The organism is Maribellus mangrovi (assembly GCF_037646455.1).
Taxonomy (GTDB): Bacteria; Bacteroidota; Bacteroidia; order Bacteroidales; family Prolixibacteraceae; genus Draconibacterium; species Draconibacterium mangrovi_A.
Genome location: NZ_JBBIXN010000002.1, coordinates 143,063 through 168,040, shown reverse-complemented (window position 1 = coordinate 168,040; position 24,978 = coordinate 143,063). Strand labels below are relative to the sequence as shown.

The 24,978-nt window shown below is 41.4% G+C and carries 19 protein-coding genes; 16 read left to right on the top strand and 3 right to left on the bottom strand.

What is annotated here, in order from left to right; translation table 11 throughout:
- Positions 1–112 precede the first annotated feature (112 nt).
- Positions 113–1,720, top strand: coding sequence for a CTP synthase (gene pyrG, locus WFY05_RS08710; RefSeq protein ID WP_340112418.1), 1,608 nt, complete (start codon positions 113–115; stop codon positions 1,718–1,720).
- Between the two features lie 3 nt (positions 1,721–1,723).
- Complete coding sequence (gene yidC / locus WFY05_RS08705) at positions 1,724–3,673, top strand: membrane protein insertase YidC (RefSeq protein WP_340112417.1); 1,950 nt, start codon at positions 1,724–1,726, stop codon at positions 3,671–3,673.
- 137 nt (positions 3,674–3,810) lie between these two features.
- Here the strand turns inward: yidC and WFY05_RS08700 are convergent, their stop codons facing one another.
- Positions 3,811–4,689, bottom strand: a complete 879-nt coding sequence (locus WFY05_RS08700) for an enoyl-ACP reductase FabI (protein WP_340112416.1) — start codon at positions 4,687–4,689, stop codon at positions 3,811–3,813.
- A gap of 226 nt (positions 4,690–4,915) precedes the next feature.
- Here WFY05_RS08700 and WFY05_RS08695 point away from each other — a divergent pair, with 226 nt between their 5' ends.
- The 12 genes from WFY05_RS08695 to WFY05_RS08640 all read left to right on the top strand — a co-directional run bounded on the left by WFY05_RS08695 (position 4,916) and on the right by WFY05_RS08640 (position 21,435).
- Positions 4,916–6,283 (top strand): M20/M25/M40 family metallo-hydrolase, encoded by a 1,368-nt coding sequence (locus tag WFY05_RS08695; RefSeq protein ID WP_340112415.1) that lies wholly within the window; start codon positions 4,916–4,918, stop codon positions 6,281–6,283.
- A 262-nt stretch (positions 6,284–6,545) separates the two neighbouring features.
- The gene (locus WFY05_RS08690) at positions 6,546–9,560 is read left to right on the top strand and encodes a tetratricopeptide repeat protein (protein WP_340112414.1); all 3,015 of its coding nucleotides are present in this window, start codon (positions 6,546–6,548) and stop codon (positions 9,558–9,560) included.
- Positions 9,561–9,636: 76 nt separating this feature from the next.
- On the top strand, positions 9,637–11,283 hold the full coding sequence (locus WFY05_RS08685; protein WP_340112412.1) for a dipeptidyl-peptidase 3 family protein: 1,647 nt from the start codon (positions 9,637–9,639) through the stop codon (positions 11,281–11,283).
- Between the two features lie 166 nt (positions 11,284–11,449).
- Complete coding sequence (locus WFY05_RS08680; RefSeq protein WP_340112411.1) at positions 11,450–11,941, top strand: hypothetical protein; 492 nt, start codon at positions 11,450–11,452, stop codon at positions 11,939–11,941.
- Between the two features lie 101 nt (positions 11,942–12,042).
- Positions 12,043–14,265 carry a TonB-dependent receptor gene (locus WFY05_RS08675; RefSeq protein ID WP_340112410.1) on the top strand — a complete coding sequence of 741 codons (2,223 nt, stop codon included), beginning with the start codon at positions 12,043–12,045 and terminating at the stop codon, positions 14,263–14,265.
- Between the two features lie 85 nt (positions 14,266–14,350).
- Positions 14,351–14,728: a heavy-metal-associated domain-containing protein gene (locus tag WFY05_RS08670; protein ID WP_340112409.1), complete on the top strand. Its 378-nt coding sequence runs from the start codon at positions 14,351–14,353 to the stop codon at positions 14,726–14,728.
- A gap of 571 nt (positions 14,729–15,299) precedes the next feature.
- A complete protein-coding gene (locus WFY05_RS08665) occupies positions 15,300–15,920 on the top strand; it encodes a YdeI/OmpD-associated family protein (RefSeq protein ID WP_340112408.1) in 621 nt (206 codons plus the stop codon).
- Positions 15,921–15,935: 15 nt separating this feature from the next.
- On the top strand, positions 15,936–16,217 hold the full coding sequence (locus WFY05_RS08660; RefSeq protein ID WP_340112407.1) for a hypothetical protein: 282 nt from the start codon (positions 15,936–15,938) through the stop codon (positions 16,215–16,217).
- A 63-nt stretch (positions 16,218–16,280) separates the two neighbouring features.
- A complete protein-coding gene (locus WFY05_RS08655; protein ID WP_340112406.1) occupies positions 16,281–16,790 on the top strand; it encodes a DUF5362 family protein in 510 nt (169 codons plus the stop codon).
- A 166-nt stretch (positions 16,791–16,956) separates the two neighbouring features.
- The gene (locus WFY05_RS08650) at positions 16,957–18,300 is read left to right on the top strand and encodes an MFS transporter (protein WP_340112405.1); all 1,344 of its coding nucleotides are present in this window, start codon (positions 16,957–16,959) and stop codon (positions 18,298–18,300) included.
- 68 nt (positions 18,301–18,368) lie between these two features.
- On the top strand, positions 18,369–19,934 hold the full coding sequence (locus WFY05_RS08645) for a M81 family metallopeptidase (RefSeq protein WP_340112404.1): 1,566 nt from the start codon (positions 18,369–18,371) through the stop codon (positions 19,932–19,934).
- A 28-nt stretch (positions 19,935–19,962) separates the two neighbouring features.
- On the top strand, positions 19,963–21,435 hold the full coding sequence (locus WFY05_RS08640) for a DUF1080 domain-containing protein (RefSeq protein ID WP_340112403.1): 1,473 nt from the start codon (positions 19,963–19,965) through the stop codon (positions 21,433–21,435).
- A gap of 18 nt (positions 21,436–21,453) precedes the next feature.
- On the opposite strand, the gene WFY05_RS08635 is transcribed toward WFY05_RS08640, so the two are convergent.
- Positions 21,454–22,176 (bottom strand): cytidylate kinase-like family protein, encoded by a 723-nt coding sequence (locus tag WFY05_RS08635; RefSeq protein ID WP_340112402.1) that lies wholly within the window; start codon positions 22,174–22,176, stop codon positions 21,454–21,456.
- A gap of 262 nt (positions 22,177–22,438) precedes the next feature.
- Here WFY05_RS08635 and WFY05_RS08630 point away from each other — a divergent pair, with 262 nt between their 5' ends.
- Complete coding sequence (locus WFY05_RS08630; protein WP_340112400.1) at positions 22,439–23,830, top strand: aminopeptidase P family protein; 1,392 nt, start codon at positions 22,439–22,441, stop codon at positions 23,828–23,830.
- A gap of 15 nt (positions 23,831–23,845) precedes the next feature.
- On the opposite strand, the gene WFY05_RS08625 is transcribed toward WFY05_RS08630, so the two are convergent.
- Positions 23,846–24,280: an arsenate reductase/protein-tyrosine-phosphatase family protein gene (locus WFY05_RS08625; RefSeq protein ID WP_340112399.1), complete on the bottom strand. Its 435-nt coding sequence runs from the start codon at positions 24,278–24,280 to the stop codon at positions 23,846–23,848.
- Between the two features lie 361 nt (positions 24,281–24,641).
- Here WFY05_RS08625 and WFY05_RS08620 point away from each other — a divergent pair.
- A partial coding sequence (locus WFY05_RS08620) for a hypothetical protein (protein ID WP_340112398.1) occupies positions 24,642–24,978 on the top strand: 337 nt, incomplete at its 3' end.

The following is a 24,978-nucleotide window of genomic DNA, read 5'->3' as shown; positions in this document are numbered from 1 at the left end:
AAAGGCCGTTGTTGTTAACTATTCACAATCTCGGGTATTTTAATAAACGTATAGTTCATGGTTCAGCAGATTTGATTAATTTTGTGGCTTCAAATTCATAAAGATTTTTGACGTGCCTGAAACAAGATACATATTCGTTACCGGTGGAGTTACTTCATCGTTGGGAAAAGGTATTTTGGCTGCATCTTTAGCCAAACTATTACAAGCCCGTGGCTACAATGTCACCATTCAAAAACTCGATCCGTACATTAATGTGGATCCCGGTACTCTGAATCCCTATGAACACGGGGAATGCTTCGTTACTGAAGACGGAGCGGAGACTGACCTCGATCTTGGGCATTACGAGCGTTTTCTGAACGAAACGACATCGCAAGCCAATAATGTAACAACAGGTAGAATTTACCAATCAGTTATTGATAAGGAACGACGTGGCGATTATCTGGGTAAAACGGTTCAGATCATTCCGCATATCACGGATGAAATTAAGAGACGAGTCAAAATTCTGGGCGGCAAAGGAAAATATGATATTGTAATTACCGAAATTGGTGGTACTGTGGGCGACATTGAGTCGTTACCATATATCGAGGCAGTTAGGCAATTAAAATGGGAGTTGGGAAATAAAGCCATGGTTATTCACTTAACACTGGTGCCGTATCTTTCGGCTACAGGCGAGTTAAAAACCAAGCCTACCCAACACTCGGTTAAAATGCTCCTCGAAACCGGAGTTCAACCGGATATTCTGGTACTTCGGACCGAGCACGACATAGATCTTTCGATACGTAAAAAAGTAGCACTGTTCTGCAATGTTAGCCTCGACGCCGTCATTCAGTCGGTTAATGTGCCGACTATTTACGAGGTACCTCTAAAAATGCTCGAAGAGAAACTCGACATTACTGTACTGAAAAAACTTGATCTGGCGATTAATGAAGAGATTGACCTCGACGCCTGGAACAATTTCCTCAACAAGCAAAAAAATCCGACAACTACTGTTGAAATCGGTTTAGTTGGCAAATATGTTGAACTGCATGATGCCTATAAATCAATTGCCGAATCGATTACCCATGCCGGGGCTGTTAACAGGTGTAAAGTAAACCTGCATTGGATCCACTCCGAAGAAATTACTACCGACAATGTGGAGGAAAAGCTTTCGAAGTTGAACGGTATAATTATAGCGCCGGGATTTGGTCATCGGGGAATGAAAGGAAAAATACTGGCAGCGAAATTTGCCCGCGAGAATAACATTGCCTTCCTCGGTATTTGCCTGGGAATGCAGGTGGCGGTAATCGAATTTGCACGAAATGTATTGAACCTGGAAGGTGCCGATTCGTCGGAAATGAATCCGAAAACTCCGCATCCGGTTATCGACTTGATGGAAGAGCAAAAAGGCATTACCAACTATGGTGGCACCATGAGACTGGGAGCCTATGAATGTCGCATCATCGAAAAGGAATCGAACGTTTGTAAAGCATATAATAAATTAACCGTACACGAGAGACACCGTCATCGCTACGAATTTAACGAGATGTACCGCGATCAGTTTGTCGAAAACGGAATGGTACCGGTTGGAATCAATCCGGATACTGATCTGGTTGAAATTATGGAAATTCCTTCGAATAAGTGGTTTGTTGGAGTACAATTTCACCCCGAATACCGCAGTACGGTGCTTAATCCTCACCCGCTTTTTGTTGATTTTATTAAAAACTCAATTGTTGAAAAATAAGAAATGGATAAAAGATCGATTATAGGAATCGTACTGATTTTTGTGATTTTGATGGTATTTTCATACCTCAATAAGCCGTCGAAAGAAGAGATTGCAGCCGCAAAAATTCGTCAGGATTCCATAGAAAGAGTAGAAGCACAGCGAGCACTCGAACAGCAAGAATTGCTTGAACAGCAGGCTGCTGAGGAAGAGACCATGGAGGTAGGAGATACTGCCCAGCAAAGAGAACTGGAGCAGGAAAAGCAGAACGAACTTGGTGTTTTCGGAAAAACTTCAATTGGAAAAGAAGAATTCTCGACGCTTGAGAACGATCGGATGATCATCACTTTCTCCAATAAGGGAGGACGAATTTATTCGGTACAATTAAAAGATTACAAACGTTACGATTCAACTGCTCTGGTTTTATTTGATGGACCGGAAACCCTGTTTGGATTGAATTTTTTCGCTCAGAATCGCAGCATCGAAACCGACCAGCTCTTTTTTAAACAAGTTGGCGGACGAAAAAATGTGGTTGTAAGCGGGCCTCCGGTTAAAACCGGCGACGAAGGAAAAATAAAGGTTAATCGCGAAAATCCGGGTGGAAAGGAAACGGTTACATTTCGTTTAGAGCCCGAACCCGGCAAATACATTGAATACGTATACACGCTTTCGCACAACTCTTTTATGGTTGATTTTAGCGTGAATATGCAGGGAATGAACGATTACATCGCAAGAAACCAGTCGTACCTGAATTTTACTTTGGCATACGATGTGCCTCGGCAGGAACACTATTCGCGTTTTGGTGAGGACAGGTACACCAATATTACTTATAAGTTTTTTGAAGACGAAGTAGACAATCTGAGTAAAGGAAAATCTGATGAAGAGGACCTCACTACAAAAATAAAGTGGATTGGTTTTAAACAGCTTTTCTTTAGTTCAACAATTATTGCCGACGAATCGTTTCCTAATGCATCTGTAAGTCAGGAAAAATACGAATACGAAAATAATCCGAATTACCTGGCCTATTTTAAAGCCGACATTGCAGTACCATACAATGGCGACGCAAAAGAGAATGTTGGTATGCAATTCTATTTTGGCCCGAACCATTACCAGATCCTAAAGCAGTATGATCTGGATATGGAGCGCCAAATCGACCTGGGATATGCCATTGTCCGCCCGGTAAATAAATACGTGATTATTCCGGTATTTAACTTCCTGAGAAGATACATCGACAACTTCGGTATTATCATTTTGATCCTGACACTGTTGATTAAATCGGTATTGTTCCCGTTTACTTATAAGTCGTATATGTCGCAGGCTAAAATGCGTGCGTTAAAACCGGAAGTCGACGAGATCAATGCTAAATACGGCAGCGAAAAAGCCATGGAGAAACAACAGGCGACGATGAATCTGTACAAGAAGGCGGGTGTTAACCCGATGGGGGGATGTTTGCCAATGCTTCTGCAAATGCCGATTCTGTTTGCCATGTTCTTTTTCTTTCCAACTTCAATCGAATTGCGTGGAGAAAGCTTTTTATGGGCCAAAGACCTGTCGACTTACGATTCGATCATTAGCTGGAATTTTGATATCCCGCTGATTGGAAGTTTTATGGGGAATCACCTGAGTTTATTCACCATATTAATGACGATCACGACCATTATTTCAACTCAGTTGAGTCAATCGTCGGCGAGTACGCAGGGAATGCCGGGAATGAAAACCATGATGTACATTATGCCTGTTATGTTCTTTTTCCTGTTGAACAGTTATCCATCAGGTTTGAGTTACTATTACTTCTTGGCCAACCTGATCACTATCGGACAAACTTATGCCATCAGGCAGTTTGTTGATGACGATAAAATAAGGGCGCAGTTGCAGGCCAATAAAAAGAAACCGACAAAGAAATCGGGCTTTCAGAAACGACTGGAGGATATGGCCAAGCAACAGCAGCAAGTACAGAAAAAGAAGAAAAAATAATCTACAGCGAGATATGGAAAAACAGCGGCAGAAAATTCTACCGCTGTTTTTTTATGCTGTTTTCGAGACAAAGCATAAAAAAACCGTTCCGGAATAACAGAACGGTTTTATCAAATCTTATTTATAAGTTGAATTGCTTAATCGTAACGATGTTCATCGGCGGTAGGCAGTAAATCCTCTCCACATTCGCAATCTTTGTGCAGGCCTTTTTCGTATTGCTCCAGTGCTCTCAGGCTCATTCCCATATTCGAGAAACCTCCATCGTTAAACAGGTTTTGCATGGTTACCTTTTTAGTAAGATCCGAGAACAGGGTGATGCAGTAATCGGCACATTCGTCGGCTGAGGCATTTCCCAAAGGCGACATTCTTTCAGCAAAATCCAGCAGGCGGTCGAAACCTTTTACGCCGCTACCGGCAGTAGTAACTGTAGGCGATTGCGAAACAGTGTTTACGCGTACCCGGCGTTCGCGACCGTATATGTAACCAAAGCTACGTGCAAACGATTCGAGCAATGCTTTGGCATCCGCCATGTCGTTGTAACCATAAAACGTACGCTGTGCAGCCACATATGATAAAGCTACTACAGATCCCCATTCGTTAATGGCATCAAGCTTTCGTGCAGTTTGCATAACCTTGTGAAACGAAATAGCTGAAACATCAAGTGTTTTATCGAGATAACTATAATTTAAATCGCTGTAATGTCTTTCTTTTCGTACATTTGGCGACATTCCGATGGAGTGAAGTACAAAGTCAATTTTACCTCCCATGAAATCTATGGCTTCCTTAAAAAGATTTTCCAGATCTTTTACATCGGTAGCATCGGCGCCAATTACTTTGGTTTTTAACTTCTCGGCCAATGCATTGGTTTCGCCCATACGAATGGCCACAGTAGTATTTGTTAATACCAGTTGTGCACCTTCTTCGTATGCTCTTTCGGCTACTTTCCAGGCAATTGAATCAGGATTCAAAGCCCCGAAAACAATTCCTCTTTTTCCTTTCAGTAAATTATTACTCATTGGTTTGTTTTTATAAATAACTTAAGCTGCAAATTTAATTGAGTTTAAATAAATAGAACGAAAACTGTAATGTTTCCTTTTAAAACTTCAGCTTTATTAACCGTTTAAGCCGAATATTGTTCGCTTATGTTCAAAAATTAAGTAATTGCATTAATTGTATAGAAATCCTTAAAATTGAGTATTTATAATTCTGATACTGTTACTTTTAGGTACAAAATATATTAGCATGAAACTGAAATTACTTCTATTTGTTTTGATCGCGAGCCGGCTAACAACATATGCACAATACGATAAAGGAATGATCAAACAATTTTTCGATGCGGCATTAACCGACCGAACCGCCTACGAAAACCTGCGGGTTTTGTGTAAAGAGCACAAAGGCAGGATCACCGGTTCGCCGGAAGCAGAAAAAGCGGTTGAATACACGTACAATCTGATGAAAGAAATGGAACTGGACAATGTATTTAAACAGTCGGTTCAAGTTCCGCGGTGGGTGAGAGGAGAGACCGAACGAGCTCACATAAATTCCTCAAAATACGGACAAACTGAAGTGCCTGTTACTGCCCTTGGAACAAGCATTGGTACTGGTAATGAGGGTTTGCTGGCGTCAGTTATTGAGCTCAGAAGTTTCGCCGAAATGGAAAAAGTCGGCGAAGCGTCGATCAAAGGAAAGATCGTATTTTTTAATGAACCGATGGATCCTACGCTTATCAATACTTTTGCGGCTTATGGCGCGGTGGGTGCTTACCGGACAACCGGAGCTGCACGCGCTGCAAAATACGGTGCTGTGGGAGTTGTGGTTCGTTCATTAACCACCGCCCTCGACGATTATCCGCATACCGGAGTTATGCACTACGATCAGGAAGTGAAAAAAATACCGGCTGTAGCCATAAGTACCAATGGAGCGGACATATTGCATAAACTACTTCAGGATGATCCGGAGCTTAAGTTTTATTTCCGAACTACCTGCCAAAATCTCCCGGATGTTGTGTCACACAATGTGATTGGGGAGTTGCGTGGCAGTGAATACCCCGACGAGATCATTACCGTTGGAGGGCACCTCGATGCCTGGGAGACTGGAGAAGGTGCGCATGACGATGGGGTGGGTTGTATGCAAAGCATTGAAGTCCTTCGCCTTTTTAAACAGTTGGGTATACATCCGAAGAGAACAATTCGCGCGGTGATGTTCATGGACGAAGAAATTGCCCAAAGTGGTGGTAAAGTTTATGCCAACGAAGCAGACGAAAAAGGAGAACAGCATTATTTTGCACTTGAGGCTGATCGGGGAGCTTTGGTACCAAGAGGGTTTGGAGTAAGCGGACCAGAAGAACGTGTAGAGAATATACTGGCACTAAAAAAGTATTTCGAGCCTTATGGAATAAGCGAATTCAAAAGAGGCGGCGGTGGTGTCGATATCAGTCCCTTGCAACGCTTTGGAACGCCCCTGAGTTCATGCATACCTGACGATCAGCGGTATTTCGATTTTCATCATTCTGGTTCTGACACCTTTGAACAGGTGAATTTTCGCGAATTTCAGATGGGAAGCGCGGCAATAGCATCGTTTATCTACTTAATCGACAAATACGATTTGTAACCTTTAAAGTCCGCCATAAAATATTGAATGATAGCCTGTAAATCCCCGTATTAAACAATGTATAAAGTACCGTTTTATTGTACTTGTTTTCATGTGTTTTAATTGTGTAGCCCTGATAAAATTTCACTGAAAAAAACCACTCCCGCTCTTGAAGTTCATACTCCGTTATTGAATAATTGATTGATATTTAGTAAATTGTAAATATCAGTTTATTGTCAAACCAGATTATTATTTCAACGATTCAACTAAATACAATTTCAAAATGGGCACCGTTAAAGATTATATTGATAAGGGGATTGAGCATCATAACAAGGGAGAACTGGTAAAGGCGACGGAGCTGTATCAAAAAGCTTTGGAGACTGAACCTGAGAACTTTGTTGCACTCCAAAACCTTGGCAACGTTCTAGTCAAGCAGGGAAAGAATAAGGATGCAATACCGGTATTTGAAAAGGCCTATAAAATAAATCAAAATTCAAGCTACTTACTTAACGGTTGGGGAAATGCACTAATGAATTTGGACGAGAATGAAAAGGCTATAGAAAAGTATGAAATGTGCCTGAAAATAGATCCGAATTACAAATGGGCCTTTTACAACTGGGGCGATGCACTTCGAAATCTGGGAAAAAATGAGGAGGCAATAAAAAAATATAACAAATGTCTTGAAATCGATCCGGAGTATAAAGAGGCTTATAATAGTTGGGGAAATGCACTAAAAGACTTGCGAAGATTTGAAGAGGCCATTGATAAATATGAAAAATGTATTGAAATTGATCCCGAATATAAATATCTATACTATAATTATGGCAATACCCTGATTGAACTGGTAAGAGATAAAGAGGCAATTGAAAAGTTCAAAAGACATATCGAGATCGATCCTGATGACAAAAATGGCTATAAAGGATGGGGAAACGCTCTGAAAAATTTAGGCAGGAACAAGGAGGCCATCAAAAAATATAAAAATTGTCTTGACATTGATCCTGAGAATAAGGCAGTTTTTAGCAACTGGGGCTATGCGCTATTCAATCAGGGTAAGTTCGATGAAGCAATTGAAAAATTCAACAAGAGTCTTGAGATCGATCCAGGCTATTATTATGCTCATAATGGCATAGGAATCTCCTTGATGAAACTTGGTAAGTATGCCGATGCCATTGAGGAATTCGAGAAGAGTATTGAAATCGATCGGAATTATTTATGGGCCTATATTTATTGGGGAAATGTGCTGGAAGAGCAGGGAAAACCCAATGAAGCCATTGAAAAGTACAACGAATGCATCAAAATTTCTCCCGATGATCAGTGGGGGTATTATTATTTGGGAAAAGTACATTTGAAAGAGTCGCCGGTTAAAGCAATTGACTATTTTACCGAAAGCCTTAAACGTGACAAAAAATTGCAGGACGCCTATTACTCGGTTTACAGTAATTTAGGAAGGATAAAAGACAATGAAAAGATTATTGACAGCTTTGCCGAACTGGTAAAAGAAAATGATAATCCGGCAGGCTATGTCAACCTTGGCCATATCTATACTTTTATTCAAAACGATTTCAAGAAAGGATTATGGTGTTACGAAACAAGTGTTGAAAAAGGTGAGTACCCCGGACTTTGTCTCGATCTGTCGAATTATTACGATGCAGCAGCCGATCTGGAAAAAGCAATTGAGGTGCTGAATAAATCGATTATGGATGATCCGGAATATATTTATGCTTACCATAATAAAGCCCATTATCTGTTTAAAAAAGGCGAATACCGCGAATCAAGAGAATTATGGCAACAGGTCATAGAAAAATACGAAAAAGAGTTTGAAGGTGATAGTTTCTACACCTACAGCTCCGAAACCTATTATTATTGTGGGTCTGTTTATTTTGATGTACACGGCGACTTTGAAAATACCATTAAATGGTTTGAAAAAGGCTTGGAATTTGACAAGAACAATATGCAGATTTTATCTTCAATGTACCTGACATACAACGAAATGGATAAGCGGGTAATAAATCCTGATCTGAGCCAGTTCTGGAAGAAAAACTCTTTTCTGAAAGCATTGGAAAAATGCTTTCAGCGAATCCCGCATAAGGAAGAGGAACTCTGTGTGATGGCAGAAGTTTATATTGCGGAGGGTGAATATGACCGGGCAGAGGAATTATTGAATGAGTGTTTGGGAATGTACCAGTTAAAATCGAAAGCCTACCATTTGCTCGGACAACTCTATTCCGAAACCGGTGAATACAGGAAGGCGGTGAATGCGCTCAAAAAAGCATTGCAGCATGAACCGCACAATTTAAAAATACGTGTCAATCTTGGTAATGCCTATTTCAGCGATAAAAAATATACCAACGCCGAACAGGTTTTTAATAAAGTACTGCAAACCGACCCGAACAATGTTGAAGCCCGAATCGGGCTGGCGGATATTTTCTTAAATCGGGTTGAAGAACGTAATGAAACAGAATATTTCGAACAGGCCGAGAGAAACCTGAACAAGGCTTTAAGTTTGGGTTTATCGGACAAAGGATCTAAAAAGCTGAATTTGTATAGCCCCAAAACTGCTGCCAACGGGAAAAATGCCGGTGACAGAAAATACAAAGATCTCAAGTTTTCAGAAATCTATTACTCGATGGGCTATATAAAGGCCAAAAAGATGGAACAAAATCTGCTCGATTACAATACCAATTCGTTACAGGAAAGTTTAATCTGTTTTAAAAATTCTGCAGAATGTAATCCCGATAATATAAAAGCAACTACTGCAATTACAAAAATTACCAATAACATTAATAGCAGGAAAAGTGCAAATAAACGCGAGCATGCCGGAACTTTGCTCATTACCGGCCTGGCGATCGTTCTCTTTATATTTGCCCAGTATTTTTTCTTCTTCAATACCGGTTCAGAGCGATACGAGTTACAACCCGATCACATTGCTTATGTTGCTGCTCAATTCCCAAACGAAATTTCTGCTGAACTGGAACCTGAACTTAAAAAGATAGCCGGATTTTCTTTTTCAAACAAAGCCGAATTTCTGAAGGCTCTGAATAATAGTATCGGAGAAAATATTGTTATGCAGGATCCGAAAATATTAGAGCAAATGGATCTGACATCCATGTTAAAATCAGACGAGAAGGAACTTCTTTCAGTTGGTTACTATGTTTTAATTTCATTCGGCTCAATACTATTTATGATTGCCGGCCTGTATCTGCCTCAACTACTTAAGATTAAGGTAGGGGTTGTTGAAATTGAAAAAAGCACCCTGGCCGAGATAAGTGCAGAACCTTCATTCGGAATTTCCAGGTGATAAAGCATGGTGGGTTAATCAGCTGTTTTTTATCCTATTATTTTATAGTTTTGGCCTAATTTCAAATCTACCTAAAATGAAGAAGTATTTTATTCTGGTACTGGCCTCAATGATGGCATTTTCATGTACAACAAAAACAAACAAAGAAAGCAACAGCGCGAAAATGGAAAACGAAGAGATCAAACAAAAAGCTGAGGAATTTGCATCGTTTAAACTCACCACTGATTTAAGTGTGCTTTCGGCAAAAGAAAAACAAATGCTGCCACTTTTGTTCGAAGCGGCCAATATAATGGAAAACATATACTGGGAGGAAGCTTTCGGCAATAAAGAAGAATTGCTTTCGAAAAACTGGGATGAGTACACCAAAAAATTCATTCGCATTAATTACGGTCCCTGGGAACGTTTAAACAATAATGAACCATTTCTTCCCGGTTACGGTCCCAAACCCGAAGGGGCAAATTTCTATCCCGTGAACATGACAAGGGAAGAATTTGAAGCCTGGGACGATCCGACAAAAACAAGCCTGTATACTTTGATACGCCGCCACGAAGACGGTAAGCTGCAGTCTATTCCGTATCACATCGCATTTAAGAAGCAGGTTGAAAAAGCGGCCGATCTTTTGTTACAGGCTTCCGAACTGGCCCAAGATCCGGGATTGAAGAATTACCTTGAGAAACGATCGGAGGCACTGCGCACCGATGAATATTACGAAAGCGATGTAGCCTGGATGGAAATGAAGAACAACACCATTGAATTTATTATCGGCCCCATCGAAAATTACGAAGATCAATTGTACGGATACAAAGCTGCTCACGAATCGTTTATACTGATCAAAGATAAAGGCTGGAGCAAGCGACTTGAAAAATATGCTGCTTTATTGCCGGGCCTGCAACAAGCCCTGCCGTGCGAACAAAAGTATAAGAACGAAACGCCGGGAGTTGATTCGGATATGAATGTGTACGATGCCATTTATTATGCCGGAGACTGCAATGCCGGAAGTAAAACCATTGCAATTAATCTGCCCAACGACGAGAAAGTTCGTGAAACAAAAGGAAGCCGTAAACTACAGCTGAAAAATTCGATGCAGGCCAAATTTGATAAGATTCTGGTTCCGATTGCCGACTTGTTGATCGCCGAAGACCAGCGTGAACGCGTAAAGTTTGATGCTTTTTTCGAAAATACTATGTTTCATGAAGTAGCGCACGGATTGGGGCTGGGGAACACCGTTGATCAGACTACCACTGTTCGCGAAGCTTTAAAAGATGCTTATACTTCAATTGAAGAAGGCAAAGCCGATATTCTGGGATTGTGGTGCGTTTACCAACTCAACGAAATGGGCGAACTTGGTGAAAAAGATATGATGGACAACTTTGTAACTTTTATGGCCGGTATTTTCCGTTCGGTGCGTTTTGGGGCAGCCAGTGCCCACGGAAAAGCCAACATGATGCGTTTCTATTATTTTCAGGAAGCTGGCGCGTTCACACGCGACGAAGCCACCGGAACTTATCGTGTTGATTACGATAAAATGAAACAAGCAATGTTCGATCTCTCGGAAACTATCCTGAAATTGCAGGGAGACGGAGATTATGAAACAGCTGATAAAATGATCGAAGAAAAGGGCGTAATTCGTGAAGCACTTCAAAACGACCTCGACCGAATTGGGCAAGCCGGTATTCCTGTTGATATTGTTTTTGAACAGGGACCCGAAGTGTTGGGATTGTAAACTCAAAAATAACAGGCAAAAATGAGAGGAGAGAAGTTAATTTTCTCCTCTTTTTTTGCTGAAACAGTGCCTATTGAGTTTCTAACATTGAAGGTTTAGATATGAATCTGCTCTTTTTAACAACCCATTAACAACCAAAAACTCTTTTTCCCTTTATATTTGTATTATGAGACTTCTGCAAAACATGACTTTACTGCTGATCGGGGCAATATTTCTGTTGTCGTCGTCGGGATATGTGTTGTACAAAAGCAGTTGTTTGTGTACCGGCGAAGAACAAACCACTGTATTTATTAAGCCGGAGACTTGCGAAACCAACTTTCACGAACACCATCAACATCGTGCGGATGGAAGAGAGCAATCCTGCTCGGCTAGTACTTGCCACGATTGCTCGGGGCATGCTGAAGATTGTGGTTGCAACGAGCCCACCGTATTCTTTTTTAAACTGTTGGATGAAGTTACCAACGAGAGTGCGAAATTCATAAAAACGCCTCCGATAGTTATCGAAGTGGCCAAACTGGAGGTGTTCGAACGATTAGCTTTGGAAATTCACGATGATCACGGGGAGGTTGTATATCCCGATCCGCCACCGGTAAAAAATAAATCACTCGACTTTCTGGTCGAGATCCAGCAACTTAAAATTCCCGTTTTTAAAGCTTAAGATTTTGGTTTCCCTGCAAGGGCAGGGAAACGATGAAGTGATATTGTGTTTGATGAATGACTGATGATGTGATCAGACGATCAGGTTAACAATCTTAAGCAATGCAACGATTTATATTTTTATTACTTATAATGCTTCCTTTTTTCTCGTTTGCCGATGAGATTAGAGGTTTTGTGTTCGTCCTTGAAGAAGGTGAAAAACAGCCCCTGCCCGGAGTAAATATCTACTGGGAGGGGACAACAATGGGAACGGCCTCGCAAATCGATGGCAGTTTCAATATTCAACAAAACGACGGCCAGCATATGCTGGTGTTCAGCTTTGTAGGCTACAAGCAACGGGTGATTCACGTTAGCGAAACAAATGCTTTGGAAGTGCTTTTAGAACCTAACCTGGAGTTGGAAGAAGTCACTGTTGTCAAAAAAGACCGTGGAACTTATCTTTCGGTAATTAATCCAATACAAACCGAAAGTATTAGCGGGGCAGAGCTTCACAAGGCAGCTTGTTGCAACCTCGCCGAAAGTTTTGAAACAAATCCTTCAGTTGACATGAGTTACAGCGATGCGGTGACCGGTGCCAAGCAAATACGGTTGCTGGGACTCGACGGGACTTACTCGCTGATGCAGGTGGAAAACATGCCTAACTTGCGTGGTCTGGCAACTACCTTCGGTTTGACTTACATTCCGGGACCATGGATGGAATCGATACAGGTATCGAAAGGGGCAGCATCGGTACTGAACGGTTACGATGCCATTGCCGGGCAGATTAATGCTGAGATAAAAAAGCCCGACAGCAGAGAGAAACTCTTTTTGAACACTTTTGCAAATATGGAAGGTCGTTATGAGTTCAACGGCAATACAAACATCCGTTTACAAGGCGATACGCTTAGCACCGGTATTTTTGTGCATGCCAGCCAGCTTAATAAAAAGAACGACCATAACAATGATGGTTTTCTGGATTCTCCCTTGTCGAAAACGTATCATCTCAGCAATCGCTGGAAATACAACAATCACCGTGGATACATGTCTCAGTTAGGTATTTCATACCTGCAGGATGATCGTTTGGGTGGACAAACCGTTGCTGACTGGGACATGACACCAACTGTTAACGAACCTTATGGAGTGAGTATTGCCAACAAGCGATTTGAAGCTTTCTATAAATCCGGCTACGTATCGCAAGACGGCAAGCGCGCGTTCGCCTGGTTGTCAAACTTTTCCCGACACGAAACTGAGTCGTTTTACGGATTGACCGATTATAAAGGCGATGAAACCCGGTTTTACGGTAGTGGAATTTATACCAAATACATGGGGCCGATAGAAGAACACACCTTAAACGTTGGAGTAAGCTTTATTTACGACGATTTTAATGAAATGCTTTATGGCGATGATATACAGCGCACAGAGAAGGTGCCAGGTGTATTTGCTGAATACACATTTAAGCCCAACGATAACCTGACATTGATGACAGGGCTGCGTGCTGATTTCCACAATATTTTCGGAACCTTTGTTACGCCGCGTATGCATTTCCGTTATCATTTTGCTGAACACTTTACCATTCGGGCCAATGCCGGGAAAGGTTACCGCACAGCGAATGTATTATCAGAAAACACCTATTTACTGGCTGCTTCGCGGGCCTTGCAATACACAAGCGATGTAATGCAGGAAGAAGCATGGAACTATGGGTTTTCGTTGATTCAGAATTATACGTTTCTGGGGCGCGATCTGACATTGAACACTGAATTCTTCCGCACCAATTTCAAAACACAGTTGGTGGTCGATCGCGAAACGTCGGCCTATTATGTGATCCTGGCTCCGCTCGACGGCACTTCGTACGCCAACAGCCTGCAATTCGATGTGCGCTGGCAGCCCATCGAACGACTCGACTTGTTGCTGGCCTACCGAATGAACGATATTAAACAGACCATAGGAGGGGAGTTGCGCGACAAGCCCCTGCAAAGCGATTACAAAGGCCTAATTAACCTGAACTACACCACTAACCTAAAAAAGTGGATGTTCGATTATACCATTCAGTTTAACGGGGGAGGGCGTATTCCTTATGTTTATGAAGACTGGATGAGTCGCGTGGATATGTCGTCTGATTACGGTCATTTTTCTCCATATACGATCATGAATGCACAGTTGACCAAGTATTTCCGCTATTGGAGTATTTATGTGGGAGCTGAGAATTTAACCGACTTTACCCAGCCCAATCCCGTAGCAGGTGCAAACGATCCATTCGGGCCCGATTTTAATGCCACGAACATCTGGGGGCCGGTGATGGGAAGGAAAATTTATTTGGGATTACGATTTAATTTGAATTATGAATAACAAGCTGAAAGCATTTAGCCGCAAGTTACAAGTTGAAAATACTTGCAGCTTGTGGCTCGAAGCTTAAAGCTAAAACTAAAATGAAATGAAAAAATTATTGATTATTACTATAGCATTGCTGGTTGGTTTTGCTGCCAATCCGCTATATGCACAAAAAAAAGAAAACAAAGTGGTATGTTTTAAAAGCAATATGGATTGTGCCAATTGCGAACAAACCATTAACGAGTACCTCAAATTCGAAAAAGGGGTGAAAGACCTGAAGGTAGACCACGCAACAAACACGATTAAAGTGGAATACAAAGAAGGAAAGAACAACGATGATGATCTGGCTAAAGCCATTGAGAAAAAAGGATATAAAGCCGAAAAGATCAGCCTCGAAGACTACAAGAAAATTGTTGAAAAGTCGGCTCACCAGGGGCATGATCACGACAACGAAAAGCATCGCGACCGATCGCAGAATTAAGGCATCTTTAAAAAATAAGGTTGCCCGGTCATGTTTGTTTCTGAATATAACAACTTTCAATGCAAATTTCGGATGAGCAAGGATGACATTCTGGTACTTCGAAAGGCTTAAATTTCTCCTCGGCGATTTGAGGGGTTTGACTGAAATTAAAAAAACAAAAAAGGCACCCAACTGGGTGCCTTTCCGGGAATGTGTAATCCTGTCATTCTTTCATCGAAACAACAGGGCTGTCCTCTTCCACTAAGTTTTTATTTAATTGCAAAAGACCTTCTGCAAATTGTCAATGTCTCTCTGTTCTTAATGTTCATGCGATAATTGTGTCTTTTATGTTATTCTTAAACGGGCTTCTGTTTGGGAATTCAGAAACGTGTTATCAGATTATTTTTTTGATAAATAAAATTATGCTTTTCCTGAATAAAAGTCAAGTTTGAAAATATGTTACTGAACAAATATCTGATGGCAAACAATCAGCCAAACTTCAGCAAATTGTATAGATCATTTTATTTATTCATCTCAGAATGCAAAACCATTTTTATACTCAAGTGTTTCTAGTTCCGAAACTGAAAAAATAATGAATCCAACAGTTGATGCGTACCTGGCTGATGGTTGCGGTCGATGTGCGTTTTATGCCACTACCAATTGCAAAGTCAATAACTGGCAGGAAGAACTAAAGTTATTGCGAAGGATAGTTCTTGACTGTGGCCTTAACGAAGAGTTGAAATGGAAACAACCCTGTTACACCTGGAACAACAAAAATATTCTGTTGGTAACAGCTTTTAAAGAATTTGCTGCTGTTGCCTTTTTTAAGGGGAGTTTATTAAAAGATCCCAGGAATCTGCTCACAAAACCTGGCGATAATTCACAGGCCACGCACCAGTTCCGATTCACGGATATAGCTGAAATCAAGAAACTGGAAGCCGATATAAAGGCGTACATTTATGAAGCTATTGAGGTAGAAAAAGCAGGATTAAAAATTGCTTTTAAAAAAGAACAGGAGCCCGTTCCCGATGAATTACAGAAAAAGTTTGATGAAATGCCCGAGTTTAAAATAGCTTTCGAAGCCCTTACTCCCGGAAGGCAGCGTGGATATATTCTTTATTTTTCGGCAGCTAAACAAACTCAGACACGCGAATCGCGCATTGAAAAGTATATGCAGTACATTTTCAATGGAAAAGGCATTCACGATCACTAAATAAATGAATAATTGATGAGTAACAATATAACAACCTCGGGAATATGGAATGTCGTCAGTTGGGTATTTGGCTTAGCAGTATTCATAAATGGCATTCTGAATATGTTTTTGGGCAATGATTTTGCCTTAGGGGTAACTTTTGTTTTATTGTCGGTGGTATATTTTCCTCCGGCAAATCGCTACCTGAAAAAGCGCTTTGGCTTTTCCTTTTCTCCGTTTCTGAAGATATTGGTTGCCGCGCTTCTTTTGTGGATTACCGGGGCCGTTGGTGCCATTGCTGAAGGATATGTTTTTTAGCGTTTCTTGTGGAAGTAGCGACTTTATAACTACTTTTACGTTGAACATAAATTTTAGATCAACATGGACATTGAAAACTCCGAAAACATTCAACCGGAAGAAAATAACAATCAAACAGTACCCCAAAAGCTTGAAGTGAACGACCAAATTATAGAACAGTTGATCAGTGCAGGCAAGTGGGCTAAATTTTTAGCTATCCTGGGTTTTGTTTTTATTGGTTTTATGGTGCTGATGGGATTTATGATCAGCGTTATTATGAGTTTTATGCCTTCCGGGCCGTTTCGGCATATGCCAATTCCGGGATTCTTATTTGGTTTTGTTTACCTGGTAATAGGAATCGTGTACTTTTTTCCGATCCTTTATCTTTTGCGTTTCTCAACAAACATTCAACAGGCCATCTCAACAAACAATACACTAAAAATGCTAAAAGCATTTGAAAACCTAAAATCACATTACCGATACATCGGAATTGTGATGATCGTGATGTTGGGCTTGTACCTGCTGACCTTTGTTTTTATGGTATTTGCCGGAATGCTGGCCGGATTTTCCGGTTTTACAGGTATGCAGGCATAAAACCTCATTTTTTATTGTCTTTACAATAACCTCACTAGTGGTAGTTAAAAGATGCAAAAAACTAAAAGCTCTTTCATTCCTAATAAATCGTTACCAATCGATTTGATATTGTAAATTCATCGTTAAGGAGGAAGGTAATACTTAGCTTTGCACAAACATTTCGCCCATGCAGATCAAAAAACGGCTGAATAAATTTCCATTCGATCCTGCCAAAGTACCATTTTTTTACGGCTGGATAATTCTGTTTGCAGCCACCATTGGCGTGTTGGGCAGCGCCCCCGGACAAACCACAGGCGTATCCACATTCACCGATTACCTGATCGAGAACATCGGCATCAACCGCGATCAGATCAGTATGGCTTATATGTTCGGAACCATTGGCAGCTCGCTGATTTTAACCTACGCCGGAAACCTGTACGATAAATACGGAGCCCGCTGGGTAGGAATGGCAGCGTCACTTGCACTGGCGGCGGTGCTGATTTTGCTCAGTCAGTCCGACAGGTTGATAAAAGCCATTGTACCGCAGCATTCGAACCTTTATGTTGGAGTGGCCATTGCCAGCACCATCATCTTTTTCTTTATGTTGCGCTTTTCCGGGCAAGGTGTACTTACCATGGTTTCGCGAAATATGCTGATGAAATGGTTTATCGCTCGTCGTGGACTAGCAAACGGTATTTCTTCGGTTTTTATTTCGCTGGGATTTTCAATTGCACCTCTATCGTTCGATCTGCTGATCCAGGGAACAACATGGAGAATGGCCTGGTTGCTGATGGCACTCGGAATCGGAATCGGCCTTTTTGTGTTTATTTTCCTGTTCTTTCGCGATAATCCCGAAGATTGTGGACTAATCCCTGACGGTGAAAAACATGCCAACAAAGAACATGATGTGATTATTAGACCTTTTAAGCAATTCACATTAAAAGAAGCCCGCAGCGGTCTCACATTCTGGTTGTTTGTTCTGCCTTCAGCCATTTATGCGCTGTTTATTACCGGTTATGTATTCCACCTGATCTCATTATTTGGTGAGGCGGGAATCGATGAAGACCGGGCTTTGTCCATTTTTATTCCTATTTCATTTATTTCGGTAGTATTGGCTTTTGTTGGCGGATGGATCAGTGATAAAATCAAGTTGCAATACCTGTTGTTTCTTATGCTGGCCGGTGAAGTAGTGGCGTTAATCTCGCTGGCCAATATCAACGATGGCTTCTTCTATTATGCTTTTATCATCGGAAGTGCTGTTCCAAGTGGTATTTACAATGTTTTACTAACCGTTACCTGGCCACGTTTCTACGGGCGCGAACACCTTGGGAGAATTACAGGCTTTGTTATGGCCATCATTGTTTTTGCCAGTGCTTTGGGGCCTATACTTTTTAGCCTCTCGCATTCGCATTTTGGCACCTATTCTTACGCCAGTTACTTGTTGCTTTTATTGGTAATCAATATCTCAGTCTTTGCTTTTAAAGCCCATAATCCTCAGGATAAGTACGAAGTTGATACCGGGGATGAATAAAGACCTGAATGGCTTTTGTTTTTCCATGTTTCGCTTAACTTTGTGTAGTTCCAAATAAATTCATGATTATGAAGAAGACTTTTGCTCTCGTTTTGCTGATTTCGCAGGTATTAATGTTCGGTTGTGCTCCAAAAGAAAAGACGCTGCCACGGGTGGCCATTGCTGGTTTAGCCATCGAATCGAGTACTTTTTCGCCGGCACAATCAGGCATCGATGCATTTCAGGCACGCAGGGGAGAAGAGATTTTTTCGTATTATCCGTTTATGTCTGAAGATGCGCCAACACGACAGCGTGCTAAATGGTTTCCAACTTTGCGTGGCCATGCTCTGCCCGGTGGTATTGTAACACGCGAAGCCTACGAAACACTGGTGAACGAAACCCTTGATCGCCTGCGTAATAACCTGCCATACGACGGTTTGTTTTTTGATATTCACGGCGCCATGAGTGTGGTTGGACTCGACGATCCGGAAGGCGATTTTATCACCCGTATCCGTGAAGTTGTCGGCCCGGAAACAATGATTTCCACCTCAATGGATTTGCACGGAAACGTGAGCAAAACACTGGCACATCAGTCTGATTTGATCACCTGTTACCGACTGGCACCACATGAAGATGCACTGGAATCGAAGCAAAGAGCATTGGAGAATCTGCTTGATCGTCTGGAAAGCGGCAAAGGTAAACCCGAATACAAGGCCTGGATTCCGGTTCCGATCCTGTTGCCCGGAGAAAAAACAAGTACACGTATCGAACCCGGAAAAAGTCTTTACGCACAGGTACAGCCATTGACTGAGCAAGAGGGAGTGATTGATGCCGCCATCTGGATTGGCTATGCATGGGCCGACGAACCCCGAAACCGAGGAGTAGTTATGGCCTATGGCGACAATGAAGACGCTGTGGCTTCGGCAGCAGAACAACTGGCAAACAGCTTTTGGAACGTACGTAATGATTTTGAGTTTGTAGCCCCGGTTGCCACTCTCGAAGAATGTCTCGATACGGCTATTGCTTTCGATGGACAACCCTTTATCATCAGCGATATGGGCGATAATCCTACAGCAGGAGGTGCCGGAGATGTCACATGGACCTTAACAGAAATACTTAAGCGTAAAGAGTTTCAGCGTGCCGACAGACCGTCGCTGATCTATGCTTCCATCCCGGGGCCCGACCTGGTAAAAAAAGCAGTTGAAGCCGGAGTTGGAAATGAAGTAAACGGACTTGCAGGAGCGATTGTTGATAATCGATACGCACCACCAATAGAACTTACAGGAATCGTACGAGCCATAAAACAAGGCGATAAACATGCCGAAACAGAAGTGGTTGTTCAGGTGGGCAGTGTACAGGTAATCGTTACTAAAAAACGTAAGCCGTATCACTACGAAAAAGATTTTACCGATCTGGATCTGAATCCACGGAAAACCGATATCGTGGTCGTAAAAATAGGCTACCTGGTTCCCGAATTGTATAATATGCGGGCCGGCTGGCTGATGGCACTTACCCCGGGTGGTGTCGATCAGGATCTCGAAAGACTGCCGTATAAACGTATTATTCGCCCGATGTTCCCATTTGATAAGGATATGCCGGATCCCGACCTGAGTGCCCGGTTTATTCCACTGGCCGATAAAGACTTAAACCAATAAATCATAACCGAATTAAAACTAAACCAATATGAACCTTAAGAAATCTTTTTTAGGACTAATAACCGTTCTCGTACTTAGCGGATGCAGCACTAATACGCCTGTAGGACAATGGCAAAGTATGTTCGATGGAGAATCGTTAACGGGCTGGAAGAAAGCTGCTGAAAACCCGGAAAGTATCAGTGTTGAAGATGGAATGTTAAAATGTTCAGGTGAACGCTCACACCTGTTTTACAAGGGCGATTTTAAGAATTTTGAGTTTGAAGCGGAAATAAAAGCTAAGGAACATTCCAATTCAGGAGTTTTTATTCACACCGAATACCAGGATGAAGGCTGGCCCGCAAAAGGCTACGAAATTCAGGTAAATAACTCATACCGTGGCTCGGCAGATCATCCGGAAAGAAGAAAGACGGCAAGTATTTATAACATCCGAAACATTTATTTCCCGCTGGCAGAAGACAATGAATGGTTTACCATGCGTATAAAAGTGGTGGAAAATTTCGTTGAGATTTTTGTAAACGATGTGAAGGTTAATGAATATACCGAGCCTGAAAATCCCTGGCGATGGGAAGGTGGCGAAAACACAAAACTCAGTCGCGGTACAATTGCCTTACAGGCACACGATCCGGGCAGTACAGTCTACTTTCGGAACCTGCGCATCAAATCTTTACCCGGGGGCGGGGGCGAACGTAAAAAAGTAGAAGATCAGACGTGGGATAATAAAGTTACAAAATTAATGCGGGCCGGATTTCCGCTGGTGGATTATCATGTGCATTTGAAAGGTGGTTTAACGCTGGAAGATTGTGTCGCCAATTCGCAAAAAGCAGGAATTAATTACGGCATAGCCCCGAATTGCGGACTGCATTTTCCGGTAACCGACGACGAGTCGTTGTACGCTTATATGAAAGAAGTTCAGGGCAGTCCAACTTTTAAAGGCATGCAGGCTGAAGGTCGGGAATGGATCACACTGTTCTCGCCGGAAGCAGTAGCAAGGTTCGATTACGTGTTTACCGACGCCATGACTTTTACTGATAGAAAAGGACGGCGCAACCGTATCTGGATCCCTGAAGAAGTTTGGGTGGATGATAAACAACTATTCATGGATGATCTGGTGGCCAAAATCGAAGCCATATTTTCGCAGGAGCCGGTTGATATTTATGTAAATCCAACCGTTTTACCAACCGAATTAATGTCTGAATACGAAGAGTTGTGGACAACAGAACGTATGAAACGCGTGGTAAAAGTTCTGGCAGAAAACAACATTGCATTAGAGATCAACGCACGTTACAAAACACCAAATGCTGAGATGATTAAAATGGCGAAAGCAGCGGGTGTGAAGTTTACCTTTGGAACAAATAACGTAACCCGCGATTTGGGAAAACTCGATTATTGCCTGCTAATGCTGGAAGAATGCCAATTGACCCCCAACGATATGTTCGAAATTAAACCGGATTCATTGAAATCCGTTCTGATAAAAGGGTTGCCTGATAAAATCACTGGATGATAGGGGAGTTCGGCAGCATTAAAAGAACTCTATTTTTTGTTTGTAATCGGCCAGTATTTTTTTCTTTTCGATCGCATATAGTATCAGATCAACGCAATCCTCGGTATTAAAAGTAGCTCGGTTAATCGTCATATCAAAATTGTCTTCGATCTGAGGATCTGCTTTCAAGGCTTTTCGAAACGAAATACGTTCTTTTTCTACCTTGTTGATAAAGTCTATAGCATCATTACGGTTCAATTTGTTGTTTACCATAATCGTATCAATGCGGTAATCCATTGGTGCGGTCAAACGTATATGAAAGGCATTTTTAATATCGTGTGCAATAATATGACTTGCTCTTCCAACAATAATGTTATACCCGTCAACCGAAAGCGAATGAATGACGTCGCGAACTGTTTTTGATATCTTCGCTTCGCTTTTATAGCGTTTTTCACCAAAGGCAGTTAGGATTTGTTCAAAAATATAGTTATCCGCTTTTTTAAACATTTTTCTTATTTGTTCAGGCTCCAGGTTTAACTCACGGGCACTCCAGAAAAATACTTCTTTACTGAGCACCTTCCATTCGGTGAGCATCTTTTGCTGATTTAATTTAGCAGCCAGTGCACGCGCCAATGGTATGCCGTTGCACCCCACCTGACGAGAGATGGTGATCACAGGTCCGGCCGGACCTAATCCGGACTTACGAAAAGGCTTTGATTCTTCCAGGCGCTTGTTCAAATAGTTTAACAATGCATTTCCCATAATTCAGGTTTTTGTTCCTTGATATATAATTTACGTAGTATTCTGAATTTTTGTTATGTTTTATAGAAGATATTTTTTAGACCTTCTTTTACAATCCCACAAAAACAGTCAGTTCAGTGTTAATAACACATAAATTCATTGATGAATGATATGCGTCATCGAAAAATCCGGAAGATATTTCTAATTTCACGACTTGGTTTTTGAGCATCTAAAAAAGATCAAGCATTATTTTAATTAGAATTATCATAAAAAAACTCAGGATATGTTTAACAAAGAAACGTACATAAAACGACGTAAATCATTAAAAGAAAAAGGATTAAATGGAATAGGCATTATTCCGGGAAATGGTGAGTCGCCAATGAATTACCTAGATAATACCTATCATTATCGTCAGGACAGCAATTTTCTGTATTTCTTCGGTCTCGATTTCCCCGGATTGATTGGTGTTATTGATTTCGACAGCGGAGAAGACTATTTGTTTGGCGACGATTTTGATATTGATGACATTATCTGGATGGGGCCACAAGCGAGTCTGAAAGAAAATGCGGCAAAAGCGGGTATTGAAAATACCGCGCCTTTTGCTAAAGTTTTTGACCTGGTTCGCGATGCGCAGCAAAAAAACCGAAAAGTTCATATTCTTCCACCATATCGTGGCGACAATAAAATCCTGCTCGAAAAACTGACCGGATTATCGGCATTGTCAATAAACGAGCAAGCTTCATTAGATTTCGTAAAAGCAGTTATTTCCATTCGCGAAATTAAGGAAGCAGCTGAGATTGTTGAAATTGAAAAAGCATGTGCTACTGGATATGATATGCATGTTACAGCCATGAAAATGGCCCATCCGGGAACCTGGGAACAAAAGATTGCCGGTACAATTGAAGGCATTGCGGTCGCAGGTGGTTCGATGGCAGCATTCCCGATTATTTTATCGCAAAACGGAGAAACACTGCATAATCATAATCATTCGCAATACCTCGAAAAAGGACGCCTGATCATCACTGATGCCGGGGCTGAATCACCAATGCATTATGCCAGCGATTTTACACGGACAACTCCGGTTGGAGGTAAATTCACGCAAAAACAACGCGACGTATACAATATTGTACTGGCTGCGAATAACAAAGCTACGGAACTCACAAAACCTGGAGTAACTTATTTATCCGTTCACCTGGCTGCAGCCGAAGTAATTGCATCAGGTTTAAAAGATCTCGGGCTGATGAAAGGTGACGTAAAAGAAGCGGTTCAAAATGGCGCTCACGCCCTGTTTTTCCCGCACGGATTGGGACATATGATGGGACTCGATGTGCATGACATGGAAGATTTGGGCCAGATTTATGTGGGCTACGACGATGAAATTCGTCCGGTTGATCAGTTCGGAACAGCAGCATTAAGACTGGGAAAACGCTTAAAACCGGGCTATGTAATAACCAATGAACCGGGATGTTATTTTATTCCTGCCCTGATCGATAAATGGCAGGCTGAAGGAATTAATAAAGATTTCATCAATTTTGATAAAGTAAACGAATACCGCGGATTTGGTGGAGTTCGTTTAGAAGATGACATACTCGTAACAGATACGGGCAGTAAGATCATTGGAAAGCGAATCCCGATAACTCCTGAAGAAGTTGAGTCAACAGTCAACAATCAATAAAAAATAACAGAGCGTTTAACAGACGCTCTTTTTTATTATCCTGGTGTAGAAATAATCCAGTTCATGCACCAGTTCGTCGCGCACTTCGCGGCATTTTTGCCGGATTTCGTCGTGTGATTTCGAATTTCGGTACGGACTTCTGAAACCCAGGTGTAGCTTTCTCCTGAATTCGATATTTGGAATTTCAAATTCGTCGCGCGTATTTTCGCTTACAACTATCAAAAAATCAAAGTACTTAGGCTTGATTTCTTCCACATTTTTGGGCACTCCCTGATGTAGATCGATCCCAATTTCCTGCATAACTTCAATGGCAACAGCACTTATGTGATCGGCTGGATCGATGCCTGCGGAACAGATTTCAAGACTATTATCGAAACTTCGCAGAATGGCTTCAGCCATCTGACTTCGGCATGAATTACGTATACTTAAGAAGAAAATACTTACACTCATATTTGTCTGTAGTTACTGTTATTGAGCAACTTAATATAAGCAATATCTCATTTTCAAACCATGCGCAATGTCTTCCTTTTGGTCCTGCCAGCCATGTTTTCGAGCATAAGACATCAAGCTCCTAAAATTCTATAAAAACTTGTTTTCGAATCGAAAATATCTATTGTAATTAATTCGATTAGAGACAATTAGCAAATATTGAACAGTTGTGTTTTTCATCCAAAACTCTGAAAGTCAATAAAAAAACATTGGATCGCCTGTTTATTTCAACATAAAAATTGAGTATTCGTATGCTTTTACCTATTTTCGTACAGAAATGATTACGATGCACACCATGTTTGAATGGTAAAAATAACTACGTATGGAACCTAAAGATCTAAAAAACTCAGATGAGTTAAAAAGTCCGGAAAAGGCGGACCTTAAGAAAGAGAATGTAAACGAACCGGTTTCTGATACAAACCCAAAAAATAAACCGGTTAAATCGGAAAATGCCCCTGAATCTGAAAAAAGCGGGGAAGACAAGGCGAAATCAGCCGACACAAAAAAATCCGATAAAGAAAAGTCAAATAAAGTCCCTAAAGCTGAGAAAAAAACGAAGGACGAAAAAGATACCGAAGAAGAGGTTCCTATTGATACGGTTCCTGAATCAGTTCCGGTGATTGAAGAGACTTCAGAAAAAGAAGTACCGGCTGCCAAAG